The 19,243-nt window shown below is 71.7% G+C and carries 15 protein-coding genes; 6 read left to right on the top strand and 9 right to left on the bottom strand.

Annotated elements, in window-relative coordinates; genetic code table 11:
• Positions 1-388 precede the first annotated feature (388 nt).
• Positions 389-1,378, bottom strand: coding sequence for an aldo/keto reductase (locus ACZ6A9_RS31785; RefSeq protein WP_468992868.1), 990 nt, complete (start codon positions 1,376-1,378; stop codon positions 389-391).
• 875 nt (positions 1,379-2,253) lie between these two features.
• Between ACZ6A9_RS31785 and ACZ6A9_RS31780 the strand changes: the two genes are divergently transcribed.
• The 4 genes from ACZ6A9_RS31780 (at position 2,254) to tpx (ending at position 5,934) form a co-directional block, all read left to right on the top strand.
• Positions 2,254-3,096, top strand: a complete 843-nt coding sequence (locus tag ACZ6A9_RS31780) for a ParB/RepB/Spo0J family partition protein (RefSeq protein ID WP_468992863.1) — start codon at positions 2,254-2,256, stop codon at positions 3,094-3,096.
• 26 nt (positions 3,097-3,122) lie between these two features.
• Positions 3,123-3,890 (top strand): helix-turn-helix transcriptional regulator, encoded by a 768-nt coding sequence (locus ACZ6A9_RS31775; protein ID WP_468992860.1) that lies wholly within the window; start codon positions 3,123-3,125, stop codon positions 3,888-3,890.
• Positions 3,891-4,015: 125 nt separating this feature from the next.
• Complete coding sequence (locus ACZ6A9_RS31770; protein WP_468992854.1) at positions 4,016-5,254, top strand: class I SAM-dependent methyltransferase; 1,239 nt, start codon at positions 4,016-4,018, stop codon at positions 5,252-5,254.
• A gap of 131 nt (positions 5,255-5,385) precedes the next feature.
• On the top strand, positions 5,386-5,934 hold the full coding sequence (tpx, locus tag ACZ6A9_RS31765; protein WP_468992850.1) for a thiol peroxidase: 549 nt from the start codon (positions 5,386-5,388) through the stop codon (positions 5,932-5,934).
• 394 nt (positions 5,935-6,328) lie between these two features.
• On the opposite strand, the gene ACZ6A9_RS31760 is transcribed toward tpx, so the two are convergent.
• From ACZ6A9_RS31760 to ACZ6A9_RS31740, 5 genes are all read right to left on the bottom strand, one after another.
• A complete protein-coding gene (locus tag ACZ6A9_RS31760) occupies positions 6,329-7,450 on the bottom strand; it encodes an abortive phage infection protein (protein WP_468992847.1) in 1,122 nt (373 codons plus the stop codon).
• Between the two features lie 33 nt (positions 7,451-7,483).
• Entirely contained in the window at positions 7,484-8,878 is a 1,395-nt protein-coding gene (locus ACZ6A9_RS31755) for an FAD-dependent oxidoreductase (RefSeq protein WP_468992843.1), read from the bottom strand.
• 47 nt (positions 8,879-8,925) lie between these two features.
• A complete protein-coding gene (locus ACZ6A9_RS31750; RefSeq protein ID WP_468992840.1) occupies positions 8,926-9,942 on the bottom strand; it encodes an alcohol dehydrogenase catalytic domain-containing protein in 1,017 nt (338 codons plus the stop codon).
• Between the two features lie 231 nt (positions 9,943-10,173).
• The gene (locus tag ACZ6A9_RS31745) at positions 10,174-11,169 is read right to left on the bottom strand and encodes an NAD-dependent epimerase/dehydratase family protein (RefSeq protein WP_468992836.1); all 996 of its coding nucleotides are present in this window, start codon (positions 11,167-11,169) and stop codon (positions 10,174-10,176) included.
• A complete protein-coding gene (locus ACZ6A9_RS31740) occupies positions 11,166-12,572 on the bottom strand; it encodes a nucleotide sugar dehydrogenase (RefSeq protein WP_468992832.1) in 1,407 nt (468 codons plus the stop codon). Before ACZ6A9_RS31740 ends, ACZ6A9_RS31745 begins: the two co-directional genes overlap by 4 nt.
• A 656-nt stretch (positions 12,573-13,228) precedes the next feature.
• Here ACZ6A9_RS31740 and ACZ6A9_RS31735 point away from each other — a divergent pair.
• Complete coding sequence (locus ACZ6A9_RS31735) at positions 13,229-13,831, top strand: dihydrofolate reductase family protein (RefSeq protein ID WP_468992829.1); 603 nt, start codon at positions 13,229-13,231, stop codon at positions 13,829-13,831.
• Positions 13,832-14,041: 210 nt separating this feature from the next.
• Here the strand turns inward: ACZ6A9_RS31735 and ACZ6A9_RS31730 are convergent, their stop codons facing one another.
• The 3 genes from ACZ6A9_RS31730 to ACZ6A9_RS31720 are packed head-to-tail and all read right to left on the bottom strand — an operon-like array spanning position 14,042 to position 17,550.
• Positions 14,042-15,274 carry a cytochrome P450 family protein gene (locus tag ACZ6A9_RS31730; RefSeq protein WP_468992824.1) on the bottom strand — a complete coding sequence of 411 codons (1,233 nt, stop codon included), beginning with the start codon at positions 15,272-15,274 and terminating at the stop codon, positions 14,042-14,044.
• Positions 15,275-15,327: 53 nt separating this feature from the next.
• Positions 15,328-16,881: a 4-hydroxyphenylacetate 3-hydroxylase N-terminal domain-containing protein gene (locus tag ACZ6A9_RS31725; protein ID WP_468992820.1), complete on the bottom strand. Its 1,554-nt coding sequence runs from the start codon at positions 16,879-16,881 to the stop codon at positions 15,328-15,330.
• Between the two features lie 3 nt (positions 16,882-16,884).
• On the bottom strand, positions 16,885-17,550 hold the full coding sequence (locus ACZ6A9_RS31720; RefSeq protein WP_468992815.1) for an O-methyltransferase: 666 nt from the start codon (positions 17,548-17,550) through the stop codon (positions 16,885-16,887).
• Between the two features lie 198 nt (positions 17,551-17,748).
• Between ACZ6A9_RS31720 and ACZ6A9_RS31715 the strand changes: the two genes are divergently transcribed.
• Positions 17,749-19,197: a nucleotide disphospho-sugar-binding domain-containing protein gene (locus tag ACZ6A9_RS31715; protein WP_468992812.1), complete on the top strand. Its 1,449-nt coding sequence runs from the start codon at positions 17,749-17,751 to the stop codon at positions 19,195-19,197.
• Positions 19,198-19,243 lie beyond the last annotated feature (46 nt).

Here is a 19,243-nt window from a genome sequence, read left to right as displayed (position 1 = left end):
GGGGGCGGCGGCCCCGGAGATGAGGGGAGACCCGCGGCGCGTGCCCGGCCGTCAGTCGAGCACCCCCCCGCCGGCATGCGCCCCCACCGCACGCGGCAGTGACGGACCCCGGCAGACACCGGGGGCGGCTCCGCACGGCCCGGCCACGCCACCCCTTCCGGCACCCGCATCGGCAGCCGCACCCCCTCAAAGGGCCCGGGGGAGAGGGGCGGGGAACAGAGGGAGAGGGGGGAGGCCGTCGTCGTGGCGCGGGCGGCCTCACCCACCCGCGCGCCGCACTTCGCCCCCCGGCCGTGCCCGCAGCGCACTCCCCTTCACAGCCACCCGGCCGGGGAGAGCCGCCGCCCTGCGGCAGCGCCCGGCCCGGGACGCTGAACGGACCCGTGCCTCAGTCGATCCACGCGCGCGGCGCGGGCCCCCCGTGACCGACCGGCGGGAAGATCTCCTCCAGCTCCCGCAGATCCCCCGGCGACAACTCCAGATCGAGCGCCCGAAGGGCGCCCTCGACCTGGCCGACGGTACGCGGCCCGATCACCGGGACCATCGTGCCCGGCCGCGAGAGCACCCACGCCAGCCCGACCTCCGCGGGATCACGCCCCAACCCGGCACAGAACCGCTCGTAACGCTCCACGGCAGCCCGCCCGGCCGGCAGCGCCGACGCCGCACGCCCCTGCGCCGACTTGGCCGCCGTGCCCTCACGCGCCTTGCGCAGCGCCCCGCTCAGCAGCCCGCCGTGCAGCGGCGCCCACACCATCACGGCGAGACCGTGCGCCCGCGCCGCGGGCAGGATCTCCAGCTCCGGCTGCCGGGTGAGGAGGTTGTACGCGCACTGCTCGGACACCAGCCCCACCAGACCGCGCCCACGCGCCGTGTGCTGGGCGTCGGCGATGTTCCACCCGGCGAAGTTCGACGACCCGACGTAGCGCACCTTGCCCTGGCGGATCAGCTGGTCCATGGCCTGCCACACCACCTCCCAGCACACGTCCGGGTCGTAGCGGTGCATCTGGTAGAGGTCGATCCTGTCGGTGCCCAGACGGCGCAGTGACGCCTCACAGCCCCGGATGATGTGGTGAGCGGACAGCCCCCGGTCATTGGGGCCCTCACCCATCTGCTCACCGACCTTGGTCGCGATCACCACGTCGTCACGCCGGCGGGGCGAGCGGGCCAGCCACCGCCCGATCAGCTCCTCGGTGTAGCCCCGGTGCACACGCCACCCGTACATGTCGGCCGTGTCGACCACGTTCATGCCGTTCGCCAGCGCCGCGTCGAGGATCCGGCACGCCTCGGGCTCGTCGGTGCGCCCGCCGAAGTTCACGGTGCCGACGGCCAGCCGCCCGACCCGCAGCCCGGTACGGCCGAACGGGACCTGCCGCCTCACGCCGCCGTCACCGCCACCCTGCCCGGGCCCGGTCGCGTATACGACGGGACGGCGTGGCCGCCGGCACGCCCGTCGACCTGAAGCACGCTCATGCCGCCGCCTCCCACGCCGCCGGTCGGATGTCCGCCCGCCAGTGTGGGCCCCGTTTTGGTGCGGCCGCATCTCGCTGCGTGCTCCGGCCGCCCCGCCCGCACGCCGAGGAACACCGGCCCCCGGGCGACAGGGGCGCCCGGCACGGACAGCCACGGCCCCCGAAGCGGGGCGACGCCGGCCGTGACAACACTGCGCGAGCGCAGCCGGCGCTCCCACGCAGCGAGGGGCCCCGGCCACCCGGGGCGCCGGGCCCCCGGGGGGAACGGCGGCGCCCCCGCGCCGGCCGGTGACCGCTCCCGCCCCCGGCATCCCGCCCTGCCGGCCCACCTGCCGCGATGCCCGCCGGCCGCCGTCCTCTCCGGATGATCCGCCACTCCCGCACGTACCGGTCCGGAACACCGGGCCGGTACATTCACCCCGGGCCCCGGGGCGAATCCGCCCGAGCAGCCGGCCGGCCTTCCCTCCGAAGAACTGCCAAAGTCTCCCTGTCTATTCGACGGGCGCTTACGGGAAAACGGCCGACCGGTAGGCTTCTGGCCGATTCATCGCCCATCTGTAGCCCGTCCGCACCGGAAGCGGATCGGTGCCCCTGCATGGAGGGCCTCATGAAAAGCTCTACCGACGGCGCCATGGGACTTCCGCCCCACTTCACTCAGCCCGTACCGGTCGCGGATCTTTTACCTGCGGATTCCCCTCGTCTGAGCGGGATCGACGAATCTCACGCACAACGACTTGCCGAAGTCTACGCATTGCTCCCGCCGATAATGGTCCACCGCCCCACCATGCGGGTGATCGACGGGATGCACCGCCTCAGAGCCGCGGCCATCGTCGGACGGGACGTCATCGACGCCCAGTTCTTCGACGGAGCCGAGGACGAGGCGTTCATCCAGTCCGTCACCCGCAACATCGCCCACGGTCTGCCTCTGTCGCCCGCCGACCGCAGGGCGGCCGCCGGCCGCATCCTCGCCGCGTTCCCGGCCATGTCCGACCAGAGCCTGGTCGTCTACACCGGACTTGACAGCAAGACCGTGGCCGAGGTGCGCCGGCGTCAGGCCACCCGCCCCCCGCGGCCGAACACCGGCGGCGCGAGCACGGTGCGTCCGCCCGGCCGCGTATCCGACCGCGGACCGGCCGCCGAACGCACGGCGCGCCGGCCGGAACCGGAGGCGGGAGCCGTCGCCCGGGAGCCCGGGCCGGCACCGGGCACCGCCCGGGACGAGGGCCGGCCGCCGCACCGGGGCGAGGAACCCATGACCCCGGTCCGGCACGGCACCCCCGCCCCGCAGCGCCCCGCCGGCAGTCGGATTCCTCCGCCGGCGGCGGGAAGCACCTCGGGCCCGGCGCGGCCCGCGGCGACCCGCGGTTCCCTGGACCTCCTGCGCCGCCTCGCCGCCGATCCGTCCCTGCGGGACTCCGAAGCGGGCCGCGACTTCCTGCGCTGGCTCCACGCCCACTTCTTCACCGACGAGGCATGGCGCAGACGCATCGACGCCGTGCCCCCGCACTGCACGGACACCGTCGCCGAAGTCGCCCTGAAATGCTCGGACATCTGGCTCCGGTTCGCCCGGGAATTGTCCGACCGCCGGAAATTCGCCCCCGCACCCCCCGTACGGACCCGCGACTGAACGCATCGGCCCCTGAAGGGATAACCATGAACACCGCCTCCGTCGAGAAAGCCGTCCGTCTCGTCATAGACGAAATGCACATCCAGCTCGGTCAGGATCTTACCCTCGACGACATGGCTCGCACCGCGATGTTCAGCAAGTTCCACTTCACCCGGGTCTTCCGAGAAGTCACCGGGACCTCCCCGAGACGTTTCCTGTCCGCGTTACGGCTGCAAGAGGCGAAATACCTCCTTCTCAACACCGAGAGCAGTGTGGCCGATATCAGCAGCCAGGTCGGATACAGCAGCGTCGGCACTTTCAGCTCACGCTTCAAATCGTGCGTCGGCGTCTCACCGAGCAGGTTCCGGGAACACAGCGGCAACGTCACAGCCCTGACGGCGGATCCGCCCGCCGTCACCGGCCACCCCATCGCGCTGCGGGGCCGCATCGTGCTTCCCGGCGACCGGCCCCTGGGCCAGGTCTTCGTCGGTCTCTTCCCCGGCTCCATCTGCCAGGGCCGCCCCGTGCGCCACACGCTCCTGGACGGGCCCGGCCCCTTCGAACTCCACGACGTACCCCCGGGGACGTGGCACGTACTGGCCCACTCCGTTCCCTACGGCAGCCCGTCCGCCCCTGCCGGCCGCGCCGGCCAGGGCGGCAACGCCCTGTCCGTCGGCCGGTACGGGCCGATCAGCGTACGCACCGGTGTGCTGATGATGCCCGCCGACATCGTCCTGCACCCGGCCGACCTCCTGGACCCGCCGGTCCTGATCGCCCTGCCCGCCGGCAGCGCCGGTGTCCCGGCGGCGGCCTGAGAGACGAGCCGAAGTCCCGCCACGGGAGCGCGCGGACACGCGGCAATCGCAGAGATGCCCCTGCCACGGCGGACGCCGAACAATCGGAGGTCCGTACATTGGTCGGCCGGTGTGAGGAGCCCGCTGTGAGTGACGGTACAACGTTCTGTCAGACGTGCGAAAACGTCGCGGTCAGCAAGTTCCTGACCCTGGGTATGCAGCCCGCCTGCCTCTTCCCGGAGAACACGGCACAAGCACAGAGCGAACCGTCCTGGCCGCTCGACCTGGGGTTCTGCCCGCAGTGCAGCCTGGTCCAGATCATGGAACCGGTCGACGAGCGGATTCTCTTCTCCGGCGACTACCACCACCTCGCCGGACTGACCGGCGGCTACCGCAGGCACCTGCAAGAACTCGCGGACGAACTGGCGACACTCCACGATGTGCGCCCCGGCCCCACCCAGCGGCGCCCCTACGTCATCGAGATCGGCAGCAACGACGGCAGCCTGCTGGACGAGCTGGCCGAACGCGGCTTCGACGTCCTCGGAGTCGACCCGAACGGCACCGAGACACCGGGCGGATCGCCGGTCGTCAGGGAGTACTTCAGCTCGCAGACAGCGGCACAGCTGCTGTCGGACACCGAACCGGCGGACGTCGTCGTGGCGCTCAACACGTTCGCCCACATCACCCACCTGCACGACTTCCTGGACGGGGTGGGCTCGATCCTCGGCGATCAGGGGATGTTCGTCTCCGAATCGCACTACCTGCCCGACCTCCTCGACACCCTGCAGTACGACTTCGCCTACCACGAGCACTCGCGGTACTACTCGCTGACAGCGCTCCAGGAGGCCTTCAGGGTCCATGGACTCGAAGTCTTCCGCATCGAACGGATCGCCACCCACGGAGGATCGGTCCGCGTGTACGCCGGCTTCGAGGGCGCCCACGAGGTGCACCACTCCGTGACCGAGCTCCGCGCTCACGAGGACACCCTCAAGCTCACCGACGAGGCGGTCTACCGGAGGTTCGCCGCCCGCGTGGAAGAACACCGCGGACGACTGCGCGACCTGCTGGACGCGCTGACGAGGGACGGCTCGCGCGTGGCGGCCGCCTCGTCCCCCGCACGAGCGGTCACGCTGCTCAACTACTGCTCGCTGGGACCGGACGAGATCGACTTCATCTCGGAGATCAGCCCGCGCAAGATCGGCAAGCTGTCCCCCGGCACCCACATCCCGATCGTCCACCAGGACCGGCTGTGCGGCCCCGAACAGCCGGAGTACGCCCTGCTGCTCTCCTGGCACATCGCTGACGAACTGATCTCCCGGCTCCGCGAGGAGGGGTTCAAAGGGGACTTCGTCGTCCCGCTCCCGGAGCCCCGGGTGATCAAGTGATCAAGTGATCACGGGATTGGCCGCGCCGCCGCCACGGACGTGCCCCGACTCCGGGACCACGTCCGCACCGCCTCCGCCGGCAGCCTCACCACGTGCGCCACGGACGGGACCACACCGCTGAGAGGGAGAACATGACGAGCATCGAACGCACAGGCGTCACCACGTTCCGGGGAACCCCGGTGACCCTGCTCGGCCCGGAGGTCGCCGCCGGCGACCGGGCGCCGGACTTCACCGTCCTGGGCCACGACATGGCACCGGTCCGGTTCTCCTCGCTGAGCGGCACCACACGGGTGATCTCGGTCGTCCCCTCGCTGGAGACACCCGTCTGCGATCTGCAGACACGCCGTTTCCACGAGGCCGTGGCCGGACCCGGCGGGGTGCCGGTGCTGACGGTGTCGGTGGACCTGCCGTTCGCCCAGGCCCGCTGGTGCGGCGCGGCGGGGGTCGAGGGCGTGCGGACCCTGTCCGACCACCGCGACCTGTCGTTCGGCCTGGCCTACGGCGTGGTGATCAAGGAGTTCCGCCTGCTGGCCCGCGCGGTGTTCGTGGTGGACGCCGCGGACACGGTGGTCCACGCCGAGTACGTCCCCGAGGTCGGGCAACTCCCGGACCTCGACGCCGCGATGACCGCGGCCCAGAAAGCCGCGACCGCGCGCAGCTCCGCCGGCCGCACCGCTTGACCACCCCTTTCCGGGCGGTCCTCCCGCGAAGGCCGCCGCACGGGCCCTCCCCCTCCCACCCGTGCGGCGGCCTTCGCCTGCGACGCCACCCCGCCCGGGGCACGGCCACGGGCGGGGCCGCAGCGCATCCGGCCGGACGCAACCCGCGCGGGCGGACGACACGGAAGAGCAAGAGCACCGGGACCACACCCCGGGCCCTGGCGAAGCCGTCACCGCCCCCTGCCTCACGGCAGGCGGAGCACGCAAAGACCGCCGCCTCCCGCGAAGCGGCGGTCACACACGCCTGCCCGCACCCCGGGCGGGAGCCGCGTGGAAGACGGACACCAGCGGCCGCAGCCGCGCCCGGCGCGGCCGGACCGACCGATGCGATCGGACGGCGGCCGCGCCGTAGCGGTCAGGCCGCGGCGCTCTGACGGCGCTCCCGCTCGGCCACCGCGCCGTAGTAGCGGGCGATCGCGCGGAAGGACTCCTTCGGCTCCACCCGGTAGGCCGACAGGTGGTCGAAGGGGTCCTCGCGGATCGACTTCGTGATCGTCATCGACGCGGTGTCCAGGTCGTGCTTCGGGTCCGGGGAGTGCGGGTGCGTCGGGTGGACCAGCTCGGTCACCGCGACGCTGTAGATGCCCAGCTCGTCGAAGAGGCGCAGCGACTGAAGATGGAAGTCGGCCTGGGCCTGCTCGTCGCGGACGAAGCCGGGGAACACCGTCGGGGGCTCCACCGTGCGGTCCACGATGTCGAAGCCCAGCAGCCCCTTGGTGTGGCTGTCCTTGTACGTGAACGACCCGTACTCGGAGATCATGACGGGCTTGCCCCACTTGAGGTACGCGTTGAGCTCCTTCGCGTAAGCCTCCCGGGACGGGTGCGGATAGTAGTACTCGACCAGGCCGATGTAGTCGACCAGCGACCAGTCGACGTCCTCGAAGGGTCCGCCGGAGTAGGTGATCCCGCCCTTGAACGCCGCCCGTCCGACCGCCGCGGCCTTCGCGAGGAAGGAGTTGAGCTTGCGCGCGATGTCCTCACGGTCGAGGGGGCCGGCCGGCTTCAGGAAGTGGTGGTCGGCGTCGGGAAAGGCGTTGCCCATGCGGTTGTGGTAGAACTCGCCGGGCATGATGCCGGCGGTCTGGATCGAGTGCGTGCAGCCGATGCTCAGATGAATGTCCGCTCCCCGCCTGCGGAACGACTCGCCCAGCTCACCGACTTCGCCGATGAAGTCCAGCACCTCCTGCTGCGTGCCGTCCATGAGCCGCGGCTGCAGCCACACGTGCAGACTGCGGTCGAGCGCGTACGCCACCGTCGCCCGGAGCCGGTCGAGCGCGGTGCCGTAGACGGTCACCGAATTGGCGTTGAGCTCGTCGGCCACCAGGTCGATCTCCGACCGCATCAGCTCGTCGCTCCACACCATGCGGGACAGGTCGCCCTGACCGGTCTGGTGGTTGGAGCCGACGTCGTAGGCGACCCCGCGGTAGTGCAGCCCGCTGCCGTTCGGCGCGAGTATCGTGCGGTCCTCGTTCGCCACAGTCATCTCCTTTTCTGCTGGTTCCCCGCCGTCCTACGCGGCGTCGGGGAGTTTCCTGCCGGACGGCTGGGGTGGCGTGACGGGCACGCCGCCGTCCGGAGTCGGCATGCCGCGGGAGGCCTTCAGGACGCGAGCCATCATCCGCGGCCGCATGAGGGCGGTGGGCGGGTCGATGAGTCCGGCGACCCGCATGAAGCCCCTGGCGACCTCGGGGTCCTTCGTGGCCGCGTACTGCACCCGGCCCACATAGGCGTTGCCCATGCTGCTCTTGGCCGTGCGCCTGCCCTCGACCCCGGGGAACGCCAGGTCACCGCCCGCGGACACCTCCCAGGGGTTGTCCACGACCTTGCCGAGCGCCTTGAGGTAGGCCCCCGGCTCGAACCGGCCCCCGCGCAGGTGCTCGCGCAGCGTCATGACCTCCCAGGCCGCCACGCTCATGCCCTGCCCGTACACCGGGTTGAAGCTGCACACGGCGTCGCCGAGCACGGCCAGACCGGCCGGGAAGCGGCGCATCCGCTCGTAACGGCGCCGGACACTGGCCGGGAACCCGAAGGAGGCCGGGGCGTCGATCGGTTCGGCGTCCTTGATGCCCTCGTACACGTCCGGTACCGGCAGCGACCGGGCGAACTCCAGGAAACCCTCGGGGTCGGTCGGCGGGTGGTCGCCGAGGATCCCGGTGAGCGACACGATGCACATGTCCTCGGTGGACAGGCCGAAGAACGCGCCGCGCGGGTGGGCGGGCGAGGCGACCGGGTTGATCGACCACGTGTCCTGGAACGAGCCGGGCACCCGGTGGTAGAAGCGCGTCGTGTAGGCGAGCCCGATCTTCACCCGCTCCTCGGAGGGACGCTCGTAGCCCATCTCCGCCAGCCACACCGGGGTGCGCGAACCGCGGCCGGTGGCGTCCACGACGAGGTCCGCACCGAGCACCACCTCCTCGCCCGTGCCGTCGACAGGCCGCACCCGCACGCCGACGACCCGCCCGTTGTCCGGGGTGGACACCAGGCCGAGGATGCCGTGGCGCTCCAGGTAGGTGACGCCCGGCAGCGCGGCGACGCGGGTGCGGATCTCGTGTTCGAGGACCGGCCGGGGCGGGGTGACCGAGAGCAGCCCGGTCTTCGTGTACGGCAGCCGGCGGCCGTTGAAGTACCAGCGCATCTCGCCGAGGTCGCCGACCGGGTAGCCCTGCCGGCGCATGTCCTCGGTGAAGCCGGGGAACAGCTCCTCGAGGATCAGGTGCCCGCGGGCGTGCAGGCCGTGCGCGTGACGGGTGTGCGGGGCGCCCTTGCGGGTGGTCGAGACGCCGAGGACGGTGTCCCGGTCGACCACCACGACGTCGTGGTAGAACTCGGCGAGCACCCGGGCGGCCAGACTCCCGGCCACGCTCCCGCCGAGAACGACGGCGCGGGTTCCGACGTGGTCGCGCATGCGTGTTCCTCCTGCTTCTCGCCCCGCTCGCCGGGGTGTTGGATGGGTCAGTAGCGGACGACCGCGCGGAACCGGACCTCGCCCTTGTCCACCTTGGCCACCGCCTCGGCGATGTGCTCCGCCTCGAAGGTCTCGACGACCGGCCGCACCGCGCCGGCCGCGACCTGCGCCAGCGCCTCCTCGAGCACCGGCGTCCCCTCGTGCGTGGCCCCGACGATCCGCTGCCCGAGCCCGAAGAACGGCAGCGCCGGCGGGAGGGTGAACACACCGGAGGTGTCGATGCCGGCGAGGACCAGCCGCCCACCGGGACGCAGACCGGCCATCGCGTCGGCCGCCGCGGCGTAGGAGGGCGCCGTGGCCAGCACGACGTCCGCGCCGCCCGCGGCGAGCAGGCCGGCCCCGTCCGCGACGACCTCTCCCGCGCCGAGCTCCACGGCGACGTCGTGCTTGTCGGGAGAGGAGGTGATCGCCACCGTGTCGTGGCCCGCGGCGCGGGAGTACTGCAGCGCCAGGTGGCCGAGCGCGCCGACACCGAGGACCGCGACACGCTCGTGCGGGCGGGCCTGCGCGGCCCGCAGGGCACTGAGCGCGGTGTAACCGGCGCACAGCACCGGCACGGCCTGCTCCGGGCTCACACCGGCGGGGACAAGGACGGTCTCCCCGGCCCGCACGGCAAGATACTCGGCCTGCCCGCCCGGCACGGTGAACCCGGTGGAGACCGGCGCCGCGCACAGGAAGGCGGCCCGTGCGGACAGCGGTGCGCCGAGCGCGCAGTAGGCGCACTCTCCGCAGGTGCCGCGGATCCAGGTGGTGCCGACGAGGTCGCCGACCGACCGGCTGGTGACACCGGCCCCCACCTCCACGACTTCACCGACCGGCTCGTGGCCGGGGATGGCCGGGTCGGTCGACGGGAACGGCAGGACGCCCTTGCCGGCCAGCACGTCGTTCGAGCACACTCCGCTGGCCAGCACCCGCACGAGGACCTCGCCCGGACCCGCAACGGGCGTGGGGACCTCACGCACCTCCCAGGGGGCGCCTGCCTCCGGGATCACGACTGCCTTCATCGACAACCACCTCGTCCTCCGTCGAACCGGGCGCCGGCGCGACCCGCGAGGCGACGCTCGCATCCGCGGGCGCCGCCCCGCACCTTCGGGCGTGCGGCATCACCGGCCCTCGCCAGCACCGGCCCACCCCCTGCGTACGGCGGCACCGGCTCGACCGCCTCCGGCCGCGGGAACGGCGCACGGCCCTCCCCGCCGGGAACCCGCCCCGGGATCCCGCCCCCCGGGATCTCTTCACTGAGCCCCGCTGTCGGGCAGGGCGAGCCACCAGCGGCTGGCCCGCGCCCACTCGATCGTCCTGACCAGCCCGTCCCGCAGGGACGTCTCCGGCCGCCAGCCGAGGACCCGGCCCGCCTTGGCGTTGTCCGGCACCCGCCGCTCGAGGTCCTCGTAGGACTTCCCGAGCACGGTGGCGGTGTCGACGTCCACGACGGACGACGTGCCGGTGAGCTCGGCCACCAGGCGGACCACCTCGCCCACCGTCGTCTCGGCCATGCTGCCCAGGTGGAACACCTCACCGGCCGCGGCCGGCTCGTCCGCCGCGCGGATCGTGCCGGCCACCGCGTCGTCGACGAACGTGAAACAGCGGGTCTGCCGGCCCTGGTCGTACACCACCAGCGGGCGGCCGTTGAGGGCGCGGTGCACCGAACGGCTCACCACGTACGCGGGACGCTGGCGCGGCCCGTAGACGTTGAAGTAGCGCACGATCGTCGCCTCGAGGCCGTGCTGGCGGGCGAAGGCGAACGTGAGGTGCTCGGCCAGCGCCTTGCTCGAGGAGTAGGACCACCGGTCCGACGCGGTCGAGCCGAGCACCCGGTCACTGTCCTCCGACCACGGCACCGCCGGGTTCTTGCCCAGCACCTCGCTGGTGGAGGCGAGGACGAACCTGGCACCTGCCCGGGCGGCGACGTCCAGGACGGTGCGGGTGCCCGAGAAGTTCACGTCGATGACGTCGAGCGGCCGCGACAGGTACTGGTCGACGCCCACCACCGCGGCGAGGTGGTAGACCACGTCCACGCCGCGGCCGGCCCGCTCCAGCGCGCTGTGGTCGCGCAGGTCGCCCTCGACGACCCGCACTCCGTCCCGCGCGGCGCCGCGCGGGACCACCGCGTCGAACACGGTCACCTCGTCGCCCCGCTCACGCAGCCGCTCCACCAGGTGGTGGCCGACGAACCCGGTACCGCCGGTGACGAGGACACGCTGAGGTGTGCGGTGTGCGTGCCCGTTCACCGGACCGCCTCCGCCGCGTGGGCGGCGAACCCGCCCGACGGGCCGGCCACGGCCGGACCGCGGCCGATCCCGCGGTAGACGTACCCGGCCGCGGTGAGCTCCGCGATGCGCTCCTTCGGGTAGTAGGCGCGGCCGTCGAACAGCACGCAGTCCGGCGCGACCGGCAGCGCCGCGTAGTCGATGCCGGCGAAGTCGCGGTGCAGCGCGAGGACCGCGACGCAGTCGGCGCCCAGGACCGCCTCCTCGACGGTGGCGCTGAGCGGGATCCCGAACATCGCCTCCGCCTCCTCGGCGTCCACGAGCGGGTCGTGCAGCCGTACGGTCACCCCCGCCCGGGTGAGCGCCCGGACCGTGTCGAGCACCGGCGTCGCGCGCAGGTCACCGGTGTCGTTCTTGAACGCCAGACCGAGCACGGCCACCGTCGCCCACGCGCCGGCCTTGCCCTGCGCGGCCAGTGCGTCGGTCATCAGACGCGCGGCGTACTCCGGCATGCCGGAGTTGACCTCCCGGCCGGCGCCGGCGGTGCGGATGTCCACGCCGAAGCGCCGCGCGGTGTTCCACACCATCCACGGGTCCTTCGTCAGGCACGATCCGCCGACCCCGACGCTGGGCAGCATGATGTTGACGTTCCCCGTCCCCTTCTGGATCGTGTTCGCCGCGGCGATGACGTCGAGCACGTCCACGCCGTAGGGCGCGCAGAACTGGGCGAGCTCGTTGGCCAGCGCGATGTTCAGGTCGATCCACCAGTTGCTGGCGAGCTTGACGATCTCGGCGGCCTCCAGCGAGTCGCACGGGATCACCTCGACCCCCAGGGCCCGCTGCCAGAACGCGGTGGCGGCGCGCACGCTGTCCTCCTCGTACCCGCCCGCCACGATCGGGAAGGTGCTCAGCTCCCGCAGCGCCGTCCCCTCCGCGAGCCGCTCCGGGGTGAACGCCAGCCCGAAGTCGACGCCCCCGGTCAGTCCGCTGCTCTCCAGCAGCGGCAGCACGACCTCACGGGTCGTGCCCGGCGGCACCGTGCTCTTGACCACCACGAGCTGGCCGGGGCGCAGATGCCCGGCCAGGGCGAGCGAGGCGCCGCGCAGTTGCTCGTCGGCCAGCGACCCGTCGTCGCGGACCGGGGTGCCCACGGTGATCAGGACGACGTCGGCGGCCGCGGCCGCGCCCATGTCGGTGGCGACCCGCAGCCGGCCCGATTCCAGACCGGCGAAGATCTTCTCGGCGAGCCCGGGCTCCTCGAGCCGGAAGTGCCCGCGCTCGACCTCGTCGACGAGCCGCGCGTCGGCGTCCACGGCGACCACGTCGAACCCGCGGTCGGCCAGGGTCGCCGCGATGCACGAGCCGACGTATCCGAAACCGATCACGGCGACCGTGGGTTGACCGCTCTCAGGCAGGAATCGCATTCCCGTCTCCAATCCAGTGTTGCCGGACGCGGGCCGGGCCCGCCCGGTGGCCCCTGGACCCATCGTGGACAAAGGGCACGGCCGGTGGCGTCTTCTCCCGTGCCGGGCCGGGCGGGGCGGCCACGCCCTCGATCCGGCGGCCCACGCGGCCACCGCACCGGGCGCCCGGGCGCGTCCGTCGAATATCCGCACGGACAGCGGGAAACCGAGGGGAAGTCACACGCGGTGGCCGACGTGTCCGCCGGCCCCCCCACGCACCGGGACACACGTCAGGAGGAACACAACCACCATGCCCGCTCATATGTGCTGGTCGGCCCCCTCGTGGTCGCACGAAGGAGTGACCGGCGCGCCGCTACGGGGGACGCCCACCGGGCCGTTGGTAGGTTCACCGTGCGTGACCTCGAAAGCGGCAGGTTCCGGACGCCCGTACCCGGCCACCGGCGCACCGGCGGCAAGCCCGCGCCGGGGTACGTCCTGGTTCCCGTCCGCCGCTCTCGCTGACGCCTGCCTTCGCTGACCGGGGCGCGGACCTGGTGGACCCGCACGCACCGCACCCGGTCACCGGCGGCACCCGTGGCCTTTCACCGCACGCGCCGGGGCAGCCCCGGCCGCAGCCCGAGCCGCACGGCCCCTCACACCGACACGAAGGACACGAAGTGACAGCGCAGACCGACGGCCGCCGGGTCGTCACCAACATGTCCCTCTCCCTCGACGGCCACTACGCCGCACCGGACGACCCGCTGGACATGGGCTGGGTGATGCCGTACGCCGTCACCGACGTCGCCCGCGACCACCTGACCGGCCTGTGGCAGACGGCGACGACGGCCCTGCTCGGCCGGGTCAACGCCGAAGGGTTCCTGAAGTTCTGGCCCACCGTCATCGGCGCGGAGGGCACCGACCCGCGCGACGAGGGCTTCGCGAAGTGGCTCGTCGACGTCGACAAGACCGTCCTCTCCTCCACCATGGAGAAGGCACCGTGGGAGCGGACGACACTCGCCGACAAGCCGGCCGCCGAGGTGGTCGCGGACCTGAGGGCCACCGAAGGCGGCGACATCCTCGTGCTCTCCAGCGCGAGCGTCATCAAGGCGCTGCTGGCGGCCGACGAGGTCGACCGGCTGGCCCTCACCGTCTTCCCGGTCTTCCTCGGCGGCGGGCCCCGCCTCTTCGACGACGGCCTGCCCACGGGACGGTGGACGCTCGCCGAACAGGCCGCGGGCGAGCACGGCACCCTGTCCCTCGTCTACGACCGGGTCCGCTGAGCACGCGCGCAGGCCAGGGCGCACCCAGCGGGCCCGGCACACCCCTGCGCCTTTCGGCCAGGCCGCCCCGCCCCGGCACCCCGGACCCTCGTACGCGACCACGCCACCGCGCCCGCACCTCCGCCGCTCCCCCCCGGGGGAGCGGCGGAGAGCAGCGCGCACCGTACGCGGCGGACCGCGTGATCCGGCGGGCGCCGAGGACCGGACGGCTCAGGCAGCCGCTCGGACCGCGGAGGCGGTGTAGCGGATCGGCAGGGCCTGCAGGCGATGCACGAAGTAGCTCGGCTTCCACTCCAGGCTCGACTCCGGCACCGCCAGTTCGATGTCCTTCAGGCGGTCCAGCAGCGTGGTGAAGAAGACGTCGCCCTCCAGCCGGGCCAGCGGGGCGCCGAGGCAGAAGTGGATGCCGTGGCTGAACGACAGGTGCGGCTTCTGCCGGTCGATGTCGAACCGGGTGGGCTCCGGGAACTCGCGGGCGTCGTAGTTCGTCGCCGGCATCGAGATCACCACGTGCTCGCCCGGCTCGACCACGACGTCACCGATCGCCACGGTGTCCTTGGCGAAGTGGTACGCCACGGTCACCACCGGCGGGTCGATCCGCAGCATCTCCTCGACCGCCTGCGGAACCAGCGAGGGGTTCGCGCGCAGCCGGGCGGTCTGCTCGGGGTTGCGGATCAGCGCCAGCAGACCGCCTGCGATCATGTTCACCGCGGTCTCGACCGACCCGGTCAGCATCAGGAAGATGTTCGCCCGCAGCTCGATGTCCGACAGCGTGGCATTGTCCTCCTGGCCGTGCACGATCGCGGAGATCATGTCGTCCCCGCCGCTGTCGACCTGCCGGTGCTTGATCAGCTCACCGAGATACCGGTCGAAGTACTCGCCCGCCTCGGCCAGTTCGTTCTCGTCCGAGCTCACCGAGAGGCCCGTCACGACGCCGCAGTAGTACCGGAACTCCTCCCGGTCGGACATCGGCACACCGAACCAGTCGCAGATCACCGAGTTCGGCAGCGGCACCGCCAGCGACTCGATGACCTCCGTCTCGCCCGCCGACGCGACCGCGTCGATCAGGTCGTCGGTGATCCGCTGGACCTTGGGCCGCAGGTTCTCCAGGTACCGCGGGGTGAAGGCCTGGGAGACCAGCTTCTTCATACGGGTGTGCCGCGGCCGGTCGTTGAAGACCATCGAGTGCCGGAAGAACTCGTTGTTGTACAGCGCGAGGTACTTCTGCAGGCTCTCGTCGGCGTGCACGTTGCTGCGGGCCAGCCGGGGGTCGGACAGGGCGCGGCGGGCCTCCTTGTACCCGGTCACCAGCCAGCCCGGCATGCCGTCGGGCAGCAGCACCCTGTGCACCGGCTTGTCGCTGCCGAGCCTCCCGAGCAGGGCCACCGGGTCGGTCATCTCGGGCGCCGTCAGCGCGATCGGGCAGCCGTCTCGCTCAGACATCGTTCTCTCCTAGGCGTGGATCTCAGTCTCGGGTCACAAGAGGGGGGAGGGGGCTAGCGGGACAGGTCCGGCACGGTCCACCCGTCAAGGTCGTACTCGGCCAGGCACCTGTCGACGAAGGCGCGGTAGTCGTCGATCTGCCCGGACGCCAGCTGGCTGAACAGCAGCTCGATCCGGGTGTTCTCGTGGTTGCCCGCGTAGTTGCGCTCGTACAGCTCGTGCCGGCCCGCGAACTCCGTGCCCACCGAGTCCCACAGCAGCTTCATGACCTTGGCGCGGGTCACCGCGTCGATCCCGTTGGAACCCCGCAGATACGTGTCGAGGTAACCGCGGATGTCCGGGTTGGCGAAGTCGTCCGTGCTGGAGTTGACGTAGATCAGCGCGCTCGCCACGTCCTGCAGCACGATCTCCCGCACCCGCGGGTAACCGATCTGCGTGAACCACCGGTAGGCCTGCCCGTACTGCGAGTTGGGCAGCAGCGCCCCGTTGCGCCACGGCACCGGGTTGCGCGCGGCCGCGTCCGACAGGCCCCAGAAGAGGTTCCGCCACGCCAGGACCTCACCGACCCGCGTCTGCACACCGCGGAAGTCCTCGGTGCCGGTGATCTCCAGCGCCTTGGACAGCAGGCCGGCGATGAACTCGAGCTTCACCGCCAGACGCGTGCAGCCCTGGAACGTCGAACGCTCGATGAAGCCCGACTGGCCCGTGAACGTCTGCGCCTTGCCGATGTCGCCGTAGACGAACACGTTCTCCCACGGGATGAGCACGTTGTCGAGGACGAGGATCGTGTCGTTCTCGTCGAGCCGTGAGGAGAGCGGGTAGTCGAAGGGCGAGCCCGTCGCCGACGCCTGCTTGGTGTAGGACGGGCGGCAGATGAGCTTCATCCCCCTGGCGTCCATGGGGATCGTGGCCACGAGCGCGAACTCCCGCTTCTTGACCGGGAGCCCGTAGTGGGCGATGAAGTTGTAGTGGGTGAGGGCCGAACCGGTCGCGACGACCTTGGCGCCGCTCACGACCAGGCCGGCGTCGGTCTCCCTGTGCGCGTGGACGAAGACGTCCCCGACCTGGTCCGGCGGGAGCCTGCGGTCCACCGGCGGGTTGACCAGCGCGTGGTTCCAGTAGAGGACCTTCTCCTGCGACTCGCGGTACCAGCGGCGCGCGTTGTCGTCGAACGGCTTGTAGAACTCGGCGTTCGCACCGAGCGTGCCGAGGAACGAAGCCTTGTAGTCGGGACTGCGGCCCATCCAGCCGTAGCCGATCCGCGCCCACTGCGCGATCGCCTGCTGGTCGGCGACCATGTCCTCGACGCTGTGCGGCGTGCGGAAGAACCGGTGCGTGTAACCGTCGCTGCCGGTGTCGGTGGGCGCGGTCAGCAGGTCCTTCGTGGCCGGGTCGTGCAGGGCGTCGTACAGGCGTGCGGTCATGCGGACCGGGTTGCGGAACGCCACGTGGTCGGTGACGTCCTTGATCCGCTCGCCGTCGAGGTAGACCTCGCGGCCGTCACGCAGACTCTCGATGTACTCCTCGCCGGTCAGCGGGCGGGTGCGCCGGCGCTCGCCCGCCCCGTGCGGGTCGCGTTCACTGCCGTGGGATGCGGTGGTGGTCATGGCTCAGAGCTTCCGCGCCAGCGTCACGCCGTCGGCGAAGGGCAGCATCACGGTGTCGAACCGCTCGTCCACGGCGAGCTTCGCGTTGACCTCGCGCAGCGTCTCGGCCGCGTAACGCCGCAGGTCGTCCTCGACCTTCTCCGGCGCGAAAACCGTGCCGTTGAGCAGGACGTTGTCCAGGATCAGCAGGCCACCGGGGCGCAGCAGCCGGGCGGCGGTCTCCACGTAGTGCGGGTAGGACAGCTTGTCCGCGTCCACGAACACCAGGTCGGCCTCGCCGTCGCGGACGAGCTGGTTCAGCGTCCTGCGCGCGGGCCCGAGCACGAACCGGATCCGGTCGGAGACACCCGCCGCGTCCCAGTGCTTGCGCGCGATGTGGATCCAGTCCTCGGTCACGTCGAAGGTGTAGACCCGCCCGCCCGGCGCGAGACCGCGGGCGAAGCACAGCGCCGACAGCCCGGTGAACGTGCCGATGTCGACGACCGTGCGCGGCGCCATCGTCTTGGCGAGCGTGGTCAGGAAACCGGCCTGCTCCACCGGGGTCAGCATCTCGTACAGGTCGCCGAGCTCCTGGGTGTCGTTGATCACCGCCGCCACGACCGGGTCGGGCTGCGTGCACGACGAGACGATGTAGTTGCTGGCGTGCTCGTCGACCCGAAACGTACTCATGCGGCCTCCCACGGTGCCGGTCGGATGTCCGTTCGCCAGTGTCGGGCGGCCTCTGACACGGCCGCATCTCCTTGCGTGCACTGCCACCACGGGTCCGCACGCGGGGAGATGCGGGTGCGGGGCGGCCGCTCACAGGATCGGAACGCTCACCTGCCCCGTGGGAAGTGGTGGGGTCCCGCCGCCGATTGGAGAACGCCCATGCGTGTCCTGTTCACCATCTACCCGAACTCCCTCGCCCACCTGTATCCGGTGGTGCCGCTGGCGTGGGCGCTGCAGAGCGCCGGCCACGAGGTGCGGATCGCGACGCACCACAGCTCCGCGGAGATGATCCTGGGCACGGGCCTCACCCCTGTTCCGCTCGGCAACCCCGAGCAGGTTCCCGTCCGGCTGACCGAGGACTGCAGCCAGCCCGCCCACCCGGACCTGGTGCTGAAGTACGCCGACGTGATGGGGCTGAGCAAGGAGGACCGCGAGCACTGGATCGTGTTCTTCCAGTACCTCATGAACCCCATCTCCGACTACGTGCGAGTGGACCGCGAGGAGGCGAGCGACCTCGTCGACTTCGCCAGGACCTGGAAGCCCGACCTGATCCTGTGGGATCCCACCCACCCCGCCGGCGGTGTCGCGGGCAAGGTGTCGGGCGCCGCCCACGCGCGCCTGCTGATCAGCCAGGACCAGTTCGGCTGGTCCCTCGACCGGCTGGCCGAGAGCGCCGACGCGCTGCGCGCCGCGGGTCTGGATGAGAACCCGCTCGCGAGCCTGCTGGCGCCGCTGGCCGAGAAGTACGGGCTGGAGGTCGACCGGGAACTGCTCGTCGGGCAGTGGACGGTCGACCCGATGCTGGAGGACTTCCGCCTGCCGACGACCACGAAGAAGCTGGCGATGCGGCAGGTGCCCTACGTGGACCCGCAACTGGCTCCGGGCTGGATGTACGAGCGGCCCGAGCAGAGCCGCTGCGACTGCTGCGGCCGCCGGGGCGCACGCCGGGTGGCACTGTCGCTCGGCGAGTCGACCCGCCGGTTCATACCGGGTGACTGGGACCGCGCGCCGAAGATCCTCAAGGCGTGCGAGGGCCTGGACGACATCGAGTTCATCGCCACCCTCGACAAGATGCAGCTGGCCGACGTCGAGAAGGTGCCGAGCAATGTGCGCACGTTCGACTGGGTGCCGCTGCCCGCGCTGATGCCGACCTGCTCGACCCTCATCCACCACGGCGGCAACGGCACCTACGCCGCCGCCGTCGCCCACCAGGTCCCGCAGCTCGTCTGTGACATCGCGGGCGAGTCGGTGCTGCTGAAGCTGATCGAGGACAAGCCGGACGAGCTGCGCACCGGCACGTACCGCAACGGCTACGAGGCGGGCGTCCGCGAGGACACCGGCGCGGCCGGTATGCACTGGGAGCTGCCGGCCAAGAAGATCGAGGCGACCCCGGTGTCGGACTTCGTCATCGCCAAGGGCGTGGGCGGCCGCCTGGACCACCGTGCGCAGAGCGTCGAGGAGATCCGCGAGCTGATCTGGCGGACCGCCCACGACCCGGCCTTCCACCACGCGGCGGTCAACCTGCGCAACGAGTGGCTCGCCATGCCCAGTCCGAGCGACATCATCCCGGACCTCGAAAAACTCATCGTGCAGAACCGCCGCATCTGAAACACCGCCACCGTCCCGCACCGACCCCCGTGTCGCCAGGCGACAC

It is taken from the genome of Streptomyces sp. NPDC041124, assembly GCF_055592385.1.
The sequence above is the reverse complement of the archived record's forward strand: the minus strand, read 5'-3'. Positions and strand labels throughout refer to the sequence as shown.

Bases quoted from the DNA above. Each gene is read 5' to 3' on its own strand.
- ACZ6A9_RS31780 (WP_468992863.1), top strand. From the start codon at position 2,254: ATGCGGGTGATCGACGGGATGCACCGCCTCAGAGCCGCGGCCATCGTC.
- ACZ6A9_RS31775 (WP_468992860.1), top strand. From the start codon at position 3,123: ATGAACACCGCCTCCGTCGAGAAAGCCGTCCGTCTCGTCATAGACGAA.
- tpx (WP_468992850.1), top strand. From the start codon at position 5,386: ATGACGAGCATCGAACGCACAGGCGTCACCACGTTCCGGGGAACCCCG.
- ACZ6A9_RS31755 (WP_468992843.1), bottom strand. From the start codon at position 8,878: ATGCGCGACCACGTCGGAACCCGCGCCGTCGTTCTCGGCGGGAGCGTG.
- ACZ6A9_RS31750 (WP_468992840.1), bottom strand. From the start codon at position 9,942: ATGAAGGCAGTCGTGATCCCGGAGGCAGGCGCCCCCTGGGAGGTGCGT.
- ACZ6A9_RS31740 (WP_468992832.1), bottom strand. From the start codon at position 12,572: ATGCGATTCCTGCCTGAGAGCGGTCAACCCACGGTCGCCGTGATCGGT.
- ACZ6A9_RS31730 (WP_468992824.1), bottom strand. From the start codon at position 15,274: ATGTCTGAGCGAGACGGCTGCCCGATCGCGCTGACGGCGCCCGAGATG.
- ACZ6A9_RS31725 (WP_468992820.1), bottom strand. From the start codon at position 16,881: ATGACCACCACCGCATCCCACGGCAGTGAACGCGACCCGCACGGGGCG.
- ACZ6A9_RS31720 (WP_468992815.1), bottom strand. From the start codon at position 17,550: ATGAGTACGTTTCGGGTCGACGAGCACGCCAGCAACTACATCGTCTCG.
- ACZ6A9_RS31715 (WP_468992812.1), top strand. From the start codon at position 17,749: ATGCGTGTCCTGTTCACCATCTACCCGAACTCCCTCGCCCACCTGTAT.